The sequence below is a fragment of the Xanthobacter autotrophicus genome (assembly GCF_005871085.1).
Classification (GTDB): domain Bacteria; phylum Pseudomonadota; class Alphaproteobacteria; order Rhizobiales; family Xanthobacteraceae; genus Xanthobacter; species Xanthobacter autotrophicus.
The window spans coordinates 258,006-273,809 of the sequence record NZ_VAUP01000031.1; the positions used below are offsets into that span (position 1 = coordinate 258,006).

At 68.4% G+C, this 15,804-nt stretch carries 14 protein-coding genes and 1 tRNA gene; 8 read left to right on the top strand and 7 right to left on the bottom strand.

Going from position 1 to position 15,804, the window contains the following annotated elements; translation table 11 throughout:
* The first annotated feature begins 107 nt into the window (after positions 1-107).
* Together FBQ73_RS15200 and FBQ73_RS15205 are read left to right on the top strand one after the other, a co-directional pair.
* Positions 108-2,567 (top strand): transketolase, encoded by a 2,460-nt coding sequence (locus FBQ73_RS15200; RefSeq protein WP_138400329.1) that lies wholly within the window; start codon positions 108-110, stop codon positions 2,565-2,567.
* A gap of 339 nt (positions 2,568-2,906) precedes the next feature.
* A tRNA-Ser gene (locus FBQ73_RS15205) sits at positions 2,907-2,996 on the top strand.
* 513 nt (positions 2,997-3,509) lie between these two features.
* Here the strand turns inward: FBQ73_RS15205 and FBQ73_RS15210 are convergent.
* The 6 genes from FBQ73_RS15210 to FBQ73_RS15235 form a co-directional block, all read right to left on the bottom strand.
* Complete coding sequence (locus tag FBQ73_RS15210) at positions 3,510-4,220, bottom strand: L,D-transpeptidase (RefSeq protein WP_210236791.1); 711 nt, start codon at positions 4,218-4,220, stop codon at positions 3,510-3,512.
* Positions 4,221-4,713: 493 nt separating this feature from the next.
* Positions 4,714-5,415, bottom strand: a complete 702-nt coding sequence (locus FBQ73_RS15215; protein ID WP_138400330.1) for an ABC transporter ATP-binding protein — start codon at positions 5,413-5,415, stop codon at positions 4,714-4,716.
* Entirely contained in the window at positions 5,402-6,187 is a 786-nt protein-coding gene (locus FBQ73_RS15220; RefSeq protein WP_138400331.1) for an ABC transporter ATP-binding protein, read from the bottom strand. The genes FBQ73_RS15215 and FBQ73_RS15220 overlap by 14 nt, the downstream gene beginning before the upstream one ends.
* Positions 6,184-7,140, bottom strand: coding sequence for a branched-chain amino acid ABC transporter permease (locus FBQ73_RS15225; RefSeq protein ID WP_138400476.1), 957 nt, complete (start codon positions 7,138-7,140; stop codon positions 6,184-6,186). The genes FBQ73_RS15220 and FBQ73_RS15225 overlap by 4 nt, the downstream gene beginning before the upstream one ends.
* Before the next feature lie 2 nt (positions 7,141-7,142).
* Positions 7,143-8,015, bottom strand: coding sequence for a branched-chain amino acid ABC transporter permease (locus FBQ73_RS15230; protein WP_138400332.1), 873 nt, complete (start codon positions 8,013-8,015; stop codon positions 7,143-7,145).
* A gap of 235 nt (positions 8,016-8,250) precedes the next feature.
* On the bottom strand, positions 8,251-9,387 hold the full coding sequence (locus tag FBQ73_RS15235; protein ID WP_138400333.1) for an ABC transporter substrate-binding protein: 1,137 nt from the start codon (positions 9,385-9,387) through the stop codon (positions 8,251-8,253).
* Between the two features lie 378 nt (positions 9,388-9,765).
* Between FBQ73_RS15235 and FBQ73_RS15240 the strand changes: the two genes are divergently transcribed.
* The 6 genes from FBQ73_RS15240 to FBQ73_RS15265 are packed head-to-tail and all read left to right on the top strand — an operon-like array spanning position 9,766 to position 14,716.
* On the top strand, positions 9,766-11,052 hold the full coding sequence (locus tag FBQ73_RS15240) for an aromatic ring-hydroxylating oxygenase subunit alpha (RefSeq protein ID WP_138400334.1): 1,287 nt from the start codon (positions 9,766-9,768) through the stop codon (positions 11,050-11,052).
* Positions 11,052-11,585 (top strand): aromatic-ring-hydroxylating dioxygenase subunit beta, encoded by a 534-nt coding sequence (locus FBQ73_RS15245; protein ID WP_138400335.1) that lies wholly within the window; start codon positions 11,052-11,054, stop codon positions 11,583-11,585. Before FBQ73_RS15240 ends, FBQ73_RS15245 begins: the two co-directional genes overlap by 1 nt.
* 8 nt (positions 11,586-11,593) lie before the next feature.
* A complete protein-coding gene (locus FBQ73_RS15250; RefSeq protein ID WP_138400336.1) occupies positions 11,594-12,493 on the top strand; it encodes an enoyl-CoA hydratase/isomerase family protein in 900 nt (299 codons plus the stop codon).
* Positions 12,490-13,227, top strand: a complete 738-nt coding sequence (locus FBQ73_RS15255) for an SDR family NAD(P)-dependent oxidoreductase (protein WP_138400337.1) — start codon at positions 12,490-12,492, stop codon at positions 13,225-13,227. The genes FBQ73_RS15250 and FBQ73_RS15255 overlap by 4 nt, the downstream gene beginning before the upstream one ends.
* A gap of 41 nt (positions 13,228-13,268) precedes the next feature.
* Entirely contained in the window at positions 13,269-13,589 is a 321-nt protein-coding gene (locus FBQ73_RS15260; RefSeq protein WP_138400338.1) for a 2Fe-2S iron-sulfur cluster-binding protein, read from the top strand.
* Between the two features lie 5 nt (positions 13,590-13,594).
* Complete coding sequence (locus FBQ73_RS15265; RefSeq protein WP_138400339.1) at positions 13,595-14,716, top strand: CaiB/BaiF CoA transferase family protein; 1,122 nt, start codon at positions 13,595-13,597, stop codon at positions 14,714-14,716.
* 134 nt (positions 14,717-14,850) lie between these two features.
* Here FBQ73_RS15265 and FBQ73_RS15270 read toward each other — a convergent pair whose 3' ends face one another.
* On the bottom strand, positions 14,851-15,762 hold the full coding sequence (locus tag FBQ73_RS15270; RefSeq protein WP_138400340.1) for an alpha/beta hydrolase: 912 nt from the start codon (positions 15,760-15,762) through the stop codon (positions 14,851-14,853).
* Between the last annotated feature and the right edge of the window lie 42 nt (positions 15,763-15,804).

Sequence of the window (15,804 nt, forward strand, 5' to 3'; positions counted from 1 at the left end):
GTTAATGTGGATTTGAGCGAACCTGCCGGCCGGCTCGCGCTAGACTGTGCGTCAGCGGCGCGCCGGCTCGAAGCGCGCCCCAAAAAACGCCCTTCGAGGACCGCCACATGGATCGCCACACCGCGCACCCGCCCGCTCCCTCGGCACTCTCCGCCCCCCTGCGCCCGCGCCCGGCGCCGCCGAGCGCGGAAGACCTTGCCATCCTCGCCGAGCTGGAGCGCAAGGTGCTGTGGCTGGCGAGCTGGATGATCCACAATGCCAACCACCTGCGCCCGAGCAGCGACGGGCTGAAGGTGGGCGGTCATCAGGCCTCCTCCGCTTCGCTAGCCGCCATCATGAGCGCGCTCTATTTCCACGTGCTGCGCCCGGAGGACCGGGTGGCGGTGAAGCCCCACGCCAGCCCCATCTTCCACGCCATCCAGTATCTGTTCGGCCGCCAGACCCGCGACCGGCTGGCGCATTTCCGCGGCTTCAAGGGCGCCCAGTCCTACCCCTCCCGCACCAAGGACGCGGACGACGTGGATTTCTCCACCGGCTCTGTCGGCCTCGGCGTGGCGCAGACCCTGTTTGCGAGCCTCGCGCAGGATTACGTGCACGCCCACGGCCTCGCCGGCGACCGTCCGAAGGGGCGCATGATCGCGCTGGTGGGCGATGCGGAGCTGGACGAAGGCAACGTCTTCGAGGCCCTGCTGGAGGGCTGGAAGCACGAGGTGCGCAACACCTGGTGGATCATCGACTACAACCGCCAGAGCCTCGACGGCGTGGTGCGCGAGGGCCTCTATGAGCGCTTCACCGGCATCTTCGAGGCCATGGGCTGGCAGGTGGTCCTGCTCAAATACGGCACCCTCCAGCAGGCCGCCTTCGCCGAGCCGGGCGGGGCTGCCCTGAAAAGCTGGATCGACACCTGCCCCAATGCCGAATATTCCGCACTCACCTTCCAGGGCGGCGCGGCCTGGCGCAAGCGGCTGATGGACGACCTCGGCGATCAGGGGGAGGTGTCCGCCCTCATCGCCCGGCGCTCGGATGCCGAGCTGTCCGCCCTCATGACCAATCTGGGCGGCCACGACATCGCCGCCCTCATCGCAGCCTTCGACGCCATCGACCACGACCGGCCGGTGGCCTTCCTGTGCTACACGGTGAAGGGCTTCGGCCTGCCGCTGGCTGGCCACAAGGACAACCACGCCGGCCTCATGACCCCCGCCCAGATGGACGCCCTGCGCGCCGCCATGGGGGTGGGCGAGGGCCGCGAATGGGAGCCCTTCGAGGGCCTGAAGCGCCCGGCGGGCGAGCTTGCCGCCTTCCTTAACCGCGTGCCGTTCGCGCAGGGCGGCCCGCGCCGTTTCACCGACCCCGCCCTCACTGTCCCGGCCCTGGCGCCGCCGCCCAATCCGGTGATCTCCACCCAGGCGGGCTTCGGCCTCATCCTCCAGGACCTGGCCAAGGGCGAGAGCGCGCTCGCCGACCGCATCGTCACCACCTCGCCGGACGTGACCGTCTCCACCAATCTGGGGCCATGGGTGAACCGGCGCGGCCTGTTCGCCCACGCGGCGCTGGCGGATGTGTTCAAGCGCGAGCGCATCCCCTCCACCTTCGCCTGGGAATTCTCGCCCAAGGGCCAGCACGTGGAACTGGGCATCGCCGAGATGAACCTGTTCCTGACGCTTTCGGCCTTCGGCCTGTCGCACTCCCTGTTCGGCGCGCGCCTCGTGCCGGTGGGCACGCTGTATGATCCCTTCATCTGCCGCGGTCTCGATGCGCTGAACTATGCCTGCTACCAGGACGCCCGCTTCATCCTGGTGGCGACGCCCTCCGGCATCACTTTGGCGCCCGAGGGCGGGGCGCATCAGTCCATCTCCACCCCGCTCATCGGCATGGCGCAGGACGGCCTCGCCGCCTTCGAGCCGGCCTTCGTGGACGAACTGGCGGTGCTGATGGAATTTGCCTTCGACTATGTGCAGCGCGACGGGGAGGGGGCAGGCGACGAGCGCAACTGGCTGCGCGACGAGACCGGCGGCTCGGTCTATTTCCGCCTCTCCACCCGCCCGCTGGAGCAGCCGAAGCGGGTGCTGACCGAGGCGCAGAAGCGCGGCATCGTGGATGGCGCCTATTGGCTGCGGGAGCCCGGCCCCAATTGCGAATTGGTGGTGGCGGTGCAGGGCGCCGTCACCCCCGAGGCCATCGCGGCGGTGGCCCTCATCGCCGAGGACCGGCGCGACGTGGGCTTGCTCGCCGTCACCTCCGCCGACCGGCTGAACGCCGGCTGGACCGCCGCCGCCCGCGCCCGCGAGCGCGGCTTTGCCGGCGCCACCAGCCATGCAGAGCGCCTGATGGAGCCGCTGCCCCGCCATTGCGGCATCGTGAGTGTCATCGACGGCCATCCGGCGACATTGGGCTGGCTGGGCGCGGTGGCGGGCCATCGCCTGCGCGCGCTGGGCGTGGAGCATTTCGGCCAGACCGGGACGCTGGCCGACCTCTACGCCCATTACGGCCTCGACACCGCCGCCATCGTCGCCGCCGCCCAGGCCATCTCGCCCGGCCGCCCGCTGCGGCATCTCAAGGCGGTGTAGGGCACCAAGAACGGGTCATGCCATCGGCCTCTTGTGGTTGACCGAGGCCAAAGCGGTCCACTCCAAATGGCTCGCTCAGGCGCGGCGGGGGACTTGACCCACGGCCCATGAGTCAAGCTCACCGGCCGTGGGTATCCCCGCGACGGATGCAGCACCGCCCGCGTGCCGCCTGCCAGCACCCCACCCTGCGCCGGCGGGTGGCGGTGGCCGGTCGCCGATGTGCCCGTCGGCGGGCTTGTGGGGACATGACCTGCGATGTCATCGGACGGCTTGTCGTCGCGCTTCCGGTCCGCTAGAAGCGCAGAACCACACGCCCGGCGTCCCGCGCCGTGCCCTCGCGGAGAGGTGGCAGAGTGGTCGAATGCACCGCACTCGAAATGCGGCATACGGGCAACCGTATCGGGGGTTCGAATCCCCCCCTCTCCGCCAGAAATCAATTATGATTTTGAAAAATATATAGAATTTTGGATTGCCGCGGGTGCCGGCCTCACTGCGGGCGCTACCGTGTGACGCGGGTTGCGGACGAATGTTCCCGGACCGTGCGGATGATTGGCCGCTCAAACGGAAGGGCTTCACCCCGATCGGCGACCCATTGGGGCCTAACTCCATCGACCGAAATTCGACTTGTCGTCATCGTGCGCGCTGTCCGTCGTCGCGCGCCGGGTGAGCAACCCGCGCTGGGCGGTGACGTTGCCTATCGGATTGTCCACACTGACGGGGGCCTCTGATGGGGCTTCCGACGGCGCCGCGCTTTCGTTGGTCCAACACAAACTGCGTCAGGACCACCTGCGCAGCCCCGCCGCCTGTGCAGCGATGCGGGGAACTTGCAGTTGGATCGGCGACCTTCCGGGATCGCTACAGGCCCAATCGCCAGATTCTGGGAATGCGCCTGTTTTCTGCATGGTCTGAACCGGTGCCACCGGGAGCCGGAACCGGGCGTTGCTATGCCGGCAGGACGACTACCTTGGTTTTGACTGGGGTTCGTGCATAAAGGTCGATCATGTCCTGACTGAGAAGGCCGACACAACCGCTTGTAACGCCAGAGCCGATCGACTCGGGATCGCTGGTGGCGTAGATTGTATAGAGCGTGTACGTGCCGTTCTGATAGAGATGCAGTGTGCGGGCGCCGAGGGGGTTGTCGAGGCCGCCCGGCATGCCGCGGGCATATTTGGCCACCTCGGGCTGGCGCTGGATCATCTCCTTGGGCGGGGTCCAGGTCGCCCATTCGCTTTTGCGCCCGACATACGCGTCACCGCTCCACAGGAACCCGGCGCGGCCGACATTAGCCCCATAGCGGGTGGCGGATCCGCCGTCCTCGACGCGGTAAACGTAGTAATTGCCGGGATCGACGATAATGGTGCCCGGTGCTTCCTTGGTTTCGTAACTCACTGTCCGGCGAAAATATTTTGGATTGACCTTGTTGACATCGACCCCCGGGATCGGAAACTTCTCGGTGGGGACCGGCCCGTAGAGCTTCTCCGCCTCGGCGAGGCTCATGCCATCGGATGACGCGCAACCGGCCAGCCCCAGCGCGCCGAGACCGAGGGCAGAGCCGACCAGAAATGACCGGCGGCTGAGAGACCCCGACCGGAGCCCAGGCACGGCGACCTCGTCAGTCTCGCCAGCCGCGGCATTCCCATCGTCCATGATCATGATTTCGCAGCTTCCCATGTCCTGTTGCCCGACGCGAAAATACGCCGGCATACACGCGCCGATCCTCTCGCGGAGCGGAGATTGCCGTCACTTGGCGCGGCTGGCAAGCTCGGGCTTCACTGCGAGGGGCTTGCCATGCACCAAAGCCGGGAACGCCCACGCGGTCTCGTCGTGCTGGCCGCGACTCAAACATGCAGATCATGGCAGCAGTCGGGTCAGCCGGGCCAAGGCCCATCCGCCAGGCTCGACAAGGGCTTCTCCACGCACACCCTTCGCCACCCATCTTCTGCTTCCTCAAATCGCCATAGCACCGCGAAGACCTTGACCGTCGCGCACGTCGGACCGTGGTTTCGGCCCTTGAGGCATTCCGACGCCGGCCCGCTGGTTTAGCCCTGCCGTGATCGGGTCGGCTTCCGAAGCCCTTCACAGCAGCGGACCTTTGGGAAGGTCTGCTTCAGGAGCCACCCCAATTGCGTATCGTGGAGGGCGGAGCCTAGATGCCGAGGTAGGCTTCACGTACCCGGGGATCGGCGATCAGTTCGTCCGCGCTTCCGCCCATGGTGACGCGGCCGGTCTCCATGACGTAGCCGCGGTCCGCGACGGACAGCGCGCCGAAGGCGTTCTGCTCCACCAGCAGCACGGTCACGTCGAGGGCCTTGAGCGCCTTCACCACCTCGAAGATCTGCGCCACCAGGATGGGCGCAAGGCCCATGGAGGGCTCGTCCAGCAGCAGGCAGGCGGGACGGCCCATGAGGGCGCGGGCGATGGCCAACATCTGCTGCTGCCCGCCGGAAAGGCCGCCCGCGAGCTGGTTGCGCTTTTCCCTGAGTATCGGGAACATGGCGAAGGCGTCCGCCATGTCGCGCTCCACCCTCTCATCGGCGAAGATGAAGGCCCCGAGGCGCAGATTCTCCTCCACGCTGAGATTGGTGAAGATTTGCCGGCCCTCCGGGGACTGCGCCAGCCCGCGCGCGACGCGCCGATAGGCCGGCACGCAGGTCATCGCCTCGCCGCGGAAGGTGATGGCGCCGCCCGACACCGGCTGCACCCCGGAGAGGCAGCGCAGCAGCGTGGTCTTGCCCGCGCCGTTGGCCCCCACCACGGTGACGATCTCGCCCGAGCCGACGAACAGATCCACGCCGTGCAAGACCTCGATGCGGCCGTAGCGCGAGCGCAATCCCTCAACCGTGAGCATGGAGCGCCTCCGTGGTGCCGGCGCCGAGGTAGGCCTCGATCACCTTCGGGTTGCGGCTCACCACGGCGGGATCGCCCTCGGCGATCTTTTCGCCATGGTCCAGCACAACGATGGTGTCCGAGAGGCGCATCACCAGCTTCATGTCATGCTCCACCAGCAGGATGGCGACGCCAGTCCTGGCGACCTCGCAGATAAGGCGGTCGATCTCCTCGGTCTCCACCGCGTTGCAGCCGGCGGCGGGCTCGTCGAGCAGCAGCACGCGGGGGCCTGCGGCAAGCGCCCGCGCGATCTCCAGCCGCTTCAGCGCGCCATAGGAGAGGGCGCCGGCCTCGCGCTCCGCCGCCCGTTCCAGCCCCACCCGCTCCAACAGGACGCGCGCACCCTCCGCCGCCGCGCGCGAGCGCCGCCGCGAGCCGGGAAGACCGAGCAGGTCGGACAGCACAGGCCCGCGCTCATGCATGTGGAAGCCGACGATGACGTTCTCCAGCACGCTCATCTCGTGGAAGATCTGCAGGTTCTGGAACGTGCGCGACATGCCTCGCCCGGCCAGCAGGTCCGGGCGCAGGCCGGTCACGTCCTCGCCATCGAGGAGCACTTTTCCTGATTTCGGCAGGTAGACACCGGAAATCATGTTGAACAGCGTGGTCTTGCCGGCCCCGTTCGGGCCGATGACGGAGACGATCCTGCCCGTGTCGAGTGCAAAGGAGACGTCGTTGACCGCCTTCACGCCGCCGAAGGAGATGCCGAGGCCCTCCACTTGAAGCAGGCTCATTCGCCCCTCCCCCGCAGAAGGCGCCGGGCGCTCGGAATGAGCCCCGCCGGCAGGAAGATCATCACCAGCATCATCACGAGGCCCAGCACCACGTGCTCATAATCCTGCAGCACGGTAAGCACCTGCGGCAGCAAAGTGAGCAGGGCGGCGCCGAAGATGCCGCCGAGCACCGAGCCTGCCCCGCCGAGCACCGCCATGGTCACGAGTTCGATGGAGTGCATGAAGCCGGCCACGTCCGGGGTGATCAGCCGGTTCTGCAACGCCAGCAGCGAGCCGGCGACCGAGGCATAGACGGCGGAGATGACGAAGGCATTCAGCTTCGCTTTCGCCACGTCCACGCCGGCGGTGCGCGCCGCCACCTCCGAGCCGTGCAGCGCCCTGAGCGCGCGGCCGGTGGGGCTGTCGTGCAGGTTCAGCGCCAGCCAGGCGCCGACGAACAGCACGAGGCCGCAGAAGGCATACCAGAACTGCGGGTTGGTCAATGTGATGCCGAGCGATTCCAGCAGCGCGCGCAGGCCGGGGTCGGGCACCTTGATGCCGTCCGGCCCGCCGGTCAGCCAGCCCTCGTTGGCGAGCACCATGGCCACCAGCACGCCGAAGCCGAGGCTCGCCACGGCGAGGTAATAGCCCTTCAGCCGCAGGATCGGCCGGCCCACCCCATAGGCGACTGCGCCGGAGAGCACTGCGCCGAGCACCACCGCCAACGCGGGGGGCACCCCGAGGTGCACCGGCAGGAGCGCGCAGGCGTAACCGCCGATGCCCACGAAGCCGGCATGCCCGAGGCTGATCTGCCCGGCATATCCGGTGAGGATGACGATGCCCACCACCGCGATGGCGTTGACGAAGACCAGTGAGCCGACGCGATAGTAATAATTGGACGGGAAGAAGAACGGGCTGATGATCATCAGCGCCGCCAGCACCAGCAAGGTGGACTGCTTGGACGAGAGCCGCATGGTCACACGCGCTCCGTCGGATTGCTGCCGTAGAGGCCGCGCGGGAAGGCGAACAGCACGGCGAGGATGACGAAGAAGGCCACCGCATCCTTGTAGTGGGAGGAGATGTAGCCCGCCGTCAGCGCCTCCATGAGGCCGAGCAGCAGGCCGCCCGTCAGCGCCCCCTTTGGGCTGCCCATGCCGCCGAGCATGGCGGCGGCGAACCCCTTCAGCGCCAGCGAGATGCCCACCTCGAAGCTGGTCGGCAGGATCGGGGTGATGAGCACGCCCGCCAGCGCGCCGATGGCCGCGGACAGGGCGAAGGAGAGCGTCATCACGAAGCGGGTGTTGATGCCCACGAGCTGCGCCGCCAGCCGGTTGTTGGAGGTGGCGAGCACGGCGCGGCCGGTGAGCGTGCGGGTGAAGAACAGCCACAGCGCAACGAAGATCGCCACCGCCCCCGCCGTCACCCACAGGCTCTGCGGCAGCACGGTGGCGCCGAAGACGTGGAGCGGCTCGTCGCCCGAGAAGGACGGCAGGCGGTGCGTGCCCTTGCCGAGCACGATCTGGGTGACGCCACGGATGAAGATGGAGGCGCCGATGGTGATGATGATGAGCGACACCACCGGCGCCCCGCGTGCCGGCTCGATGGCGAAGGTGTTCAGCGCCACCCCGATGGCCGAGGTGACGGCGATGGCGATGAGCGCGGCGAGCGGCAACGGCAGGCCGGCGGCGACGCCGGCCACCGAGATCATGCCGCCCAGCATCACGAACTCGCCCTGGGCGAAGTTCACCACGTCGGACGCGTTGTAGATGATGGTGAAGCCGAGGGCGACGAGCGCATAAACCGCGCCCACCGTGACCCCGGATGCCAGGAACTGCAGCAGATCGGACATGTTCGCTCGCTCCCCGCGGGCGGTTCGAGGCGGCGGGCCGGACCCGGAGGGAGCGGCGAAGACCGTCTCACGCTGTGTGGAAGGGGGGCCGCGCCTGCCCGGCGGACGCGATGCGTCCTTGGGGGGCGGCTTGTCTTGGTGTCCGCCGCCGCTCCCGCGGCCACCCGTGAACGGGCGCCCGCGGGCCGGAGGCGAAGAATCCCTGGATAGAGAAGGTACCGCGCCGGTCGCCGGCCTACTGCACCAACTTCCAGCCGCCGTTGTTGATCTCGAGGATGCGGAAGGCGGAGAGATCGAGGCCGAGATGGTCGGTCTTCGAGTAATTGTACGTGCCGGTGGTGCCCACAAGGCCGGTGGTGGCCTCGATGGCGTCGCGGATCGCCGCCGGCTTGGCGGATGGCGCCTTGGCGATGGCACCGGTGAGGATGCGCATGGCGTCGTGGGCATAGCCGCCGAAGGTGGAGACCGGCGCGCCGCCGGCCGCCTTCTCGAAGCTCGCCTTGTAGGCCAGCACCACCGCTTTCTGCGGATCTTTCGGATCAAGCAGCTCGCCCACCAGCAGCGCGGTGCCGGGCAGGCGCACGCCCTCGGCATTCTTGGCGCCGGAAAGCTCGATGAAGGCGTTGGAGGCGACGCCGTGGGACTGGTAGAGCGGCAAGGTGATGCCGAGCTGCGCGTAATTGCGGGTGATGGTGGCCGGCCCCTGGCCGAAGCCCGAGTTGAGGATGGCCTGGATGCCCGGCTTGTTGCGGATGTTGGTGAGCTGCGGGGTCATGTCCGCATCCTTCGGCCCGTAGGTCTCGTCGGCGACGATCTCGATGCCGGAGGACTTGGCGACCGTGAGGCACTGGGCGCGCATGGAGGCGCCGAAGCCGTCGGTGCCGGAGATGAGGCCGATCTTGACGAGGCCGCGGCTCTTCATGTCCTCGAAGATCTTCAGGCACGCCATGCGGTCGGTGTGCGGGGTCTTGAAGACATAGGGCTTGACCGGATCGATGATCTCGATTGCGCCGGCGAGCGAGATGAAGGGCACCTTGCTCTCCTCGGCCACTGCGAGGATGGCGAGCGAGGTGCCGGTGGTGGTGCCGCCGACCATGGCGACGACGCTGTCGTCCTCCACGAGGCGGGTGGCGAAGGTCTTGGCCTTCGAGGGGTCGCCGCTGTCGTCATAGAGGACGAGCTTCAGCTTCTCGCCCTTGATGCCGCCCCTGGTGTTCAGCTCTTCCACCATCATGCGGATGGTCCTGGCCTCGGGATCGCCGAGCGAGGAAGCCGGGCCGGTCTCCGAGACGATAGCGCCGATCTTGATGTCGGCGCTGGCGGCGGTGGCCATCAGGGCCAGCGCGACCACGCCCGTCACAATCCTCTTCATGTGTCCTCCCCAGGCTTGATGGTGACGCCGCCGGGCCGCCATCACGTCTCCAGCGCTGGAGAGCCTGCGGATGGAAAGCGGGGGGCATCACGCTTTCGATCTATTATCGTTAGATCGTTCGGTCTTTTTAATTCAGATCAAATCCCATTTCCACCAGAATCTGCGTTGCCCGTACGCAACGTCATTGGAGCGGACGTGCAAGGTTGATCAACGCAATAATCCATTGCGACCTGAGGGCCTGCCGAACATGGTCGGCGAGAAAATTTGCGTCCACGCGGCGTGGACGGCGCTTGACAGGTTCCAAGGACGAAGGAATATTTAGACCAATCGTTCGATTAATTTTCCAACAATCCAACACAACCTCAGGGGTGGACCGCCATGCCGCAAGCCGCCGTGTCCGAAGCCGCAGCCTCCGCCGGGGCGCGCGACTACCGCGCGCTCATCGAGCCCGCGCGCATCAACAGCCGGCTCTATTACGATCCGGCCATCTTCCAGGAAGAGCTGGAGAAGATCTGGTACAAGACCTGGGTATACGTGGGTCACACCAGCGAGATCCCCAACAAGAACGACTATGTCACCAAGTCGATCGGCCCCATGCCGGTGCTGATGGTGCGTGACAAGGAAGGTGAGGTCCGCCTCCTGCTCAACAAGTGCCCCCATCGCGGCAACCAGCTGTGCGCCTACCAGAAGGGCAACCGCACCAGCTTCACCTGCCCGTACCACTCCTGGACCTTCTCCAACACCGGCGACCTCATGGGCTATGCCCTGCCGGACGGCTACGAGGGCCAGAGCAAGGCCGGCCTCAACCTCGGCAAGGTGCCGCGCATCGCCATCTATCGTGGCTTCGTGTTCGGCTCGATGGCGGCGGAGGGCATCTCCCTGGAGGAGCATCTCGGTGGCGCCAAGGCGGCGCTCGACCAGTTGCTCGACAACTCGCCCACCGGCGAGCTGGAGCTGACCGCGGGCTTTCTCCAGCACCGCACCAAGGCCAACTGGAAGTTCATGTTGGAGAACGAGACCGACGGCTATCACCCCGGCTTCGTCCACGGCTCGGTCTTCCAGGTGACAAGCTCGGGCATCGGCAGCCTCTACGGCTCGGACTCCACCGCCCTGACCCGCGACTATGGCAACGGCCATACCGAGTTCGACCTGCGCCCCGAATGGCGCAAGAACGACAAGCCGCTGCAGTGGTTCGGCACCACGCCGGAGCGCCTGCCCGAGTACGTGAAGGCCATGAACGCGGGCTATGGCGAGGAGCGCGCCCGCCAGATCATGATCGACGGCTCGCCGCACGTCATGATCTTCCCGAACCTGTTCATCGCCGAGATCCAGATCTTCGTGCTGCAGCCGGTGGCGGTGGACGAAACCGTCCAGCACGTCACCGCCGTGCAGTTCAAGGGCGCGCCCGACATCAACCGGCGCCTGCGCCAGCAGACCATGGGGTCGGTGGGCCCCGCCGGCCTGCTGCTCGCCGACGACACCGAGATGTACGAGCGCAACCATCGCGGCGCGCAGATCCTTGATCCCGAATGGCTGGTGCTCTCGCGCGGCCTGCACCGTGAGCGGCTCGACGACAATGGTTTCCGCATCGCCCATTCCACCGACGAGACGCCGCAGCGCGGCATCTGGCGCCACTACCTCAACCTGATGACCGAGGCCCGCTGATGACCGCGCTCGCCCAATCCTTCGCGGACGTATCCGCTCCCGATCTTGCGGCAACCGATGCCGTGGCGCTCCACCACCAGGTGGCGCAGTTCCTCTATCTGGAGGCCCGCCTCGCCGACACCCACGACTATGACGGGTGGGAGGCGCTGTGGACGGACGACGCCATCTACTGGGTCCCCGCCAATGGCGACGACACCGACCCAGAGAAGGAGATGTCGGTACTTTACGATAACCGCTCGCGCATCGGCGTGCGCATCCGCCAGCTCAAGACCGGGCGCCGCCACACCCAGACCCCGCGTTCGGAGCTGGCCCGCGTCATCTCCAATATCGAGATCGCCGAAGTCCGCGGCAACGAGGTGGAGGTGCGTGCCAACGTCCTCATCTACGAGGACAATCTGCGCGGCGATACTTTGTGGGCGGCGCGCAACACCTATCGCCTGCGCATGGTGGACGGCGGCTTCCGGCTGGTGCGCAAGAAGATCGCGCTCGTGAACAACAACAAGCCCATCTTCACCCTCTCCTTCCTGGTCTGAGACCTTCCATGACACACAGCACTTCCGAGGCCTCTGCCCAAGCGCCTGCGGCCTCTTCCCAAGCGCCTGCGGCCTCTTCCCAAGCGCCCGCGGCCAATAATGCGCCTGCACCCGAGAGCTGGATCGGCGAAGGGCCGGTCCTGCTCGACTATGCGGAGGGCGTCGCCACCCTCACGCTGAACCGTCCCGGCTCGGCCAACGGCATGAACATCGAACTCATGCAGGCGCTGTACCGTGCGATCATGGTGGTGCACCGCGCGCCGGACGTGCGGGTGCTGCACCTGCGCGGCGCCGGCGCCAATTTCTGCGCCGGCGGCGACGTGCGCGAGTTCGCCTCCAAGGGCGAGGCGCTCGGCGATTTCCTGCGCGAGGTGACGGCCTATCTGCAGGTCGCCATCGGCGCACTCATCCGCCTGAAAGCCGTCGTCGTCACCGAGGTCCACGGCTATGCCGCGGGCGGCGGCGGGCTCGGCCTCGTCTGCGCCTCCGACGTCGTGATCGCCGGCGCCGGCGCGAAGTTCCTCGCCGGCGCCACGCGCGTAGGCATGGCGCCGGACGCGGGCTCCTCGGTGATCCTGCCGCATCTCGTCGGCTTCCGCCGGGCGGCGGAGATCATGCTCTCCAACCGCATTGTGGATGCGGCGGAGGCGCAGGCCATCGGCCTCATCACCAGATGCGTGCCCGACGACGCCCTTCAGGCCGAGGCGAAGAAGGCCGCGCGCCTCTATGCCTCCGGCGCGCCGCTGGCGCTCGCGGCCACCAAGCGTCTCCTGTGGAACGCGCTGGACGTGGAGCGGGCGTTGCCGGAGGAGGCGCGCACCGTCTCCGAACTCTCCTTCACCGCCGATTCCCGCGAGGGCCTCGCCGCGGTGATCGGGAAGCGCAAGCCCGTCTTCACCGGCCGATGAGCACGGCGTCTCCCGGGCGCCGCGCGCTCGTCACCGGAGGTGGCGCCGGCATCGGCGCCGCCATCGTCAAACGGTTGGGCGCGGACGGCCTCAACGTGGTCTTCTGCGACCGCGACGCCGAAACCGGCACGGCGCTCGCGGCCGCGAGCGGCGCCGCCTTCGTGCACATGGACGGCACGGATGCGGCGGCGGCCGAGGCGCTGTTTTCCGCCCACGGCCCGTTCGACGTGCTGGTGAACAATATCGGCGCTGACCAGCACGCCTTCTTCACGCAGACCACGGCGGAAGACTGGCGCTTCCTGCTGTCGGTGAACCTTGAGACCGCCTTTCTCTTCACCCGCCTCGCGCTGCCGGCCATGCAGGCGGCGCGCTACGGCCGGCTGGTGAACGTCGCCTCCGAGGCGGGGCGGCTCGGCTCGAAGGGTGGCGCCGTCTATGCCGCCGCGAAAGCGGGGCTGATCGGCTTTACCCGTTCCATCGCCCGCGAGAATGCCCGCTACGGCATCATCGCCAACGCCGTGGCGCCGGGTCCCATCCGCACCCCCATGGTGGAGCGCGCGGTGGCCGAGGTGGGCGAGACGATCCTCGCCGATATGGCCGCCCTCACCCTTCTGCGCCGCATCGGCGAGCCGGAGGAAGTGGCGGCGGCGGTGGCCTTCCTCGCCTCCGAGGGCGCCTCCTTCGTCACCGGCGAGGTGCTGGGCGTCTCCGGCGGCATGGGCTGCGGCGCCTGAGCCTGCCCTCAAGCAAGAACCAATATCCACGGGGAGCCCCGATGACCCGGATTACCTTCGTCACGCCCGCCGGCCAGCGCATCGAGATCGATGCGGAGAACGGGCTCAGCGTCATGGAATGCGCCCGCCGCGCCAACGTGCCGGGCATCGTCGCCGAATGCGGCGGCGCCTGTTCGTGCGCCACCTGCCACGTGCATGTGGACCCCGAGTGGTGCGCCGCGGCGGGCGAGGCCGCCGGCATGGAGCGCGACATGCTGGAATTCGCCGAGGACGTGCGCGACAGCTCCCGCCTCTCCTGCCAGGTGAAGGTGGCGCCCGCGCTGGACGGCCTCGTCGTCCACCTGCCCGCCGGCCAGGGCTGAGGCCGATGCCGGGACCGCTTTCGGGATTGCGCATCGTCGAGATGGTCGGCCTCGGGCCGGCCCCGTTCGCCGCCATGATGCTGGCAGATGCGGGCGCCGAGGTGATCCGCGTCCACCAGAGGGGCCAGCGGCCGGAAATCCCGCTCATGAACACGCGTTTCGACGTGTTGGCGCGGGGCCGCAGGTCCATCGCCCTCGACCTCAAGGCGGAGAGGGATCTTGAGGTGATGCGCGATCTCCTCGCCCGCGCGGACGGCCTCATCGAGGGCTTCCGGCCGGGGGTGATGGAGCGCCTCGGCCTCGGGCCGGAGCCCTGCCTCGCCGCCAATCCGCGCCTCGTCTACGGCCGCATGACCGGCTGGGGGCAGGAGGGGCCGCTGAAGGACGCCGCCGGGCACGACCTCAACTATCTCGGCGCCACCGGCGCGCTGGCCGCCATGGGCCCGGCGGATGCGCCGCCGCCCGTGCCGCTGAACCTCATCGCCGATTTCGGCGGCGGCGGCATGCTGATGGCGTTCGGCATGGTGGCGGCGCTGCTGGGGGCGAAGACCACCGGCGAAGGCCAGGTGGTGGATGCCGCCATGACGGATGGCGCGGCGCTGCTCGCCGCCATGTTCTGGGGCTTCCGCGCCGGGGGGCTGTGGGGCGCTGCGCGGCAGGCGAACCTGCTGGACGGCGGAGCCTATTTCTACGGCACCTATGCGTGCGCTGATGGAAAATTCCTCGCTGTGGCGCCGGTGGAGGGCAAGTTCCACCGCATCCTCATCGACACCCTCGGGCTGGACCCCGCCGAATTCACCCACGCGGCCGAACCCGCCGCCTGGGGCCGGCTGCGCGCCCGGCTCGCCGCCCTCTTCCTGACCGAGCCGCGCGACCACTGGGCCCGGTTGTTCGCCGGCACCGACGCCTGCGTCTCCCCCATCCTCGACTGGGACGAGGCCGCCGCCGATCCGCACGCGCGGACCCGTGGCGCCTTCGTGAGCGTGGACGGCGTGGTGCAGCCGGCGCCCGCGCCGCGCTTCTCCGCCACCCCCTCCGCCATCGCCTCCGGGCCAGCGGCACCGGGTGCGCACGGTCGCGAGATCCTCGCCGGCTGGGGCCTCGATCCGGCTCGGCTCGATCCCTGAGCCTCAAAAAATGGGCCCCCAAAAATAGGCCCCAAGAAAGAACCGGCCTCCCGGCGATGGCGGGAGGCCGGCGAGTGAACCCGGCACATGCGACGGCGAAAGGGGTCGAGCCGTCGGGAGGACGTGTCCGGGTGTCAGAGGGCGCGCAGGAAGGCGCCGATGCGGGCGAGGGAGAGGGCCGCCTCGGGCAGTTCCTCGAACACCTGGAAATGGTGGCACATGCCTTCGAACACCTCGACCTCCACCCGCCCGCCCTGCGCCGCCGCATTGCGGGCGAGGAGATGGCTATCGTCGAGGGTGATGTCGGCGCCGCCCGCATGGACCAGGATGGGTGGCAGGCCGGAGAGATCGCCCAGCACCGGCGAGGCCGTGGGGTCGGCGGGCGCATGGTCGCGGCCGAGATAGGTGCGGGCCATGGCCTTCAACTGCTCCGGGCGGGAGAAGATGTCCTGCTCCACCAGCGCGCTGTAACTCTCCCCGCTCATGGTCAGGTCGAGCCAGGGCGAGAGCAGCACCAGCGCCTTCGGCAGCGGCAGGCCGGCATCGCGCGCCCTGATCGCGGTGCCGAGGGCAAGCGCCCCACCGGCGGAATCCCCCACGAGCGCAAGCGGGATGTCGCCCGCCTCCACCAGCACCCGGTAGACGGCGAAGGCGTCGTCCGGCGCCGCGGGAAAGCGGTGCTCGGGGGCGAGCCGATAGTCGAAGCCTAGCACCCGCATGCCGCTCGCCGCGGCAAGGCGCGCCATCAGCCCGGCATGGGAGCGCACGGAGCCGATCTGGAAGCCGCCGCCGTGGCAATAGAGCAGCGTGCGGCCCGCCTCTGCCTCCGCCGCATCGAAGGCGCAGGCGGGAAGGCCGGCGAGCGCGTGCGGCGAGCGCGTGACCTGCGGGGCGCCTTCGCCCGCCCCGAGGAAGTCCTCGAAGCTGGCGCGGATCTCGGCGAGGCTCATGCCCGCCGCCCAGGCGGAGGTCGCGGCCTTGATGCGTGCGCGCACCCGCTCGAAAGCGACGGCGCTGTCGGCGGGGCTGGGAAGGGGTTGGGTCATGACGGCATCCGGCGCGCGGGGCCGGCGGACGCATCCGCCCGC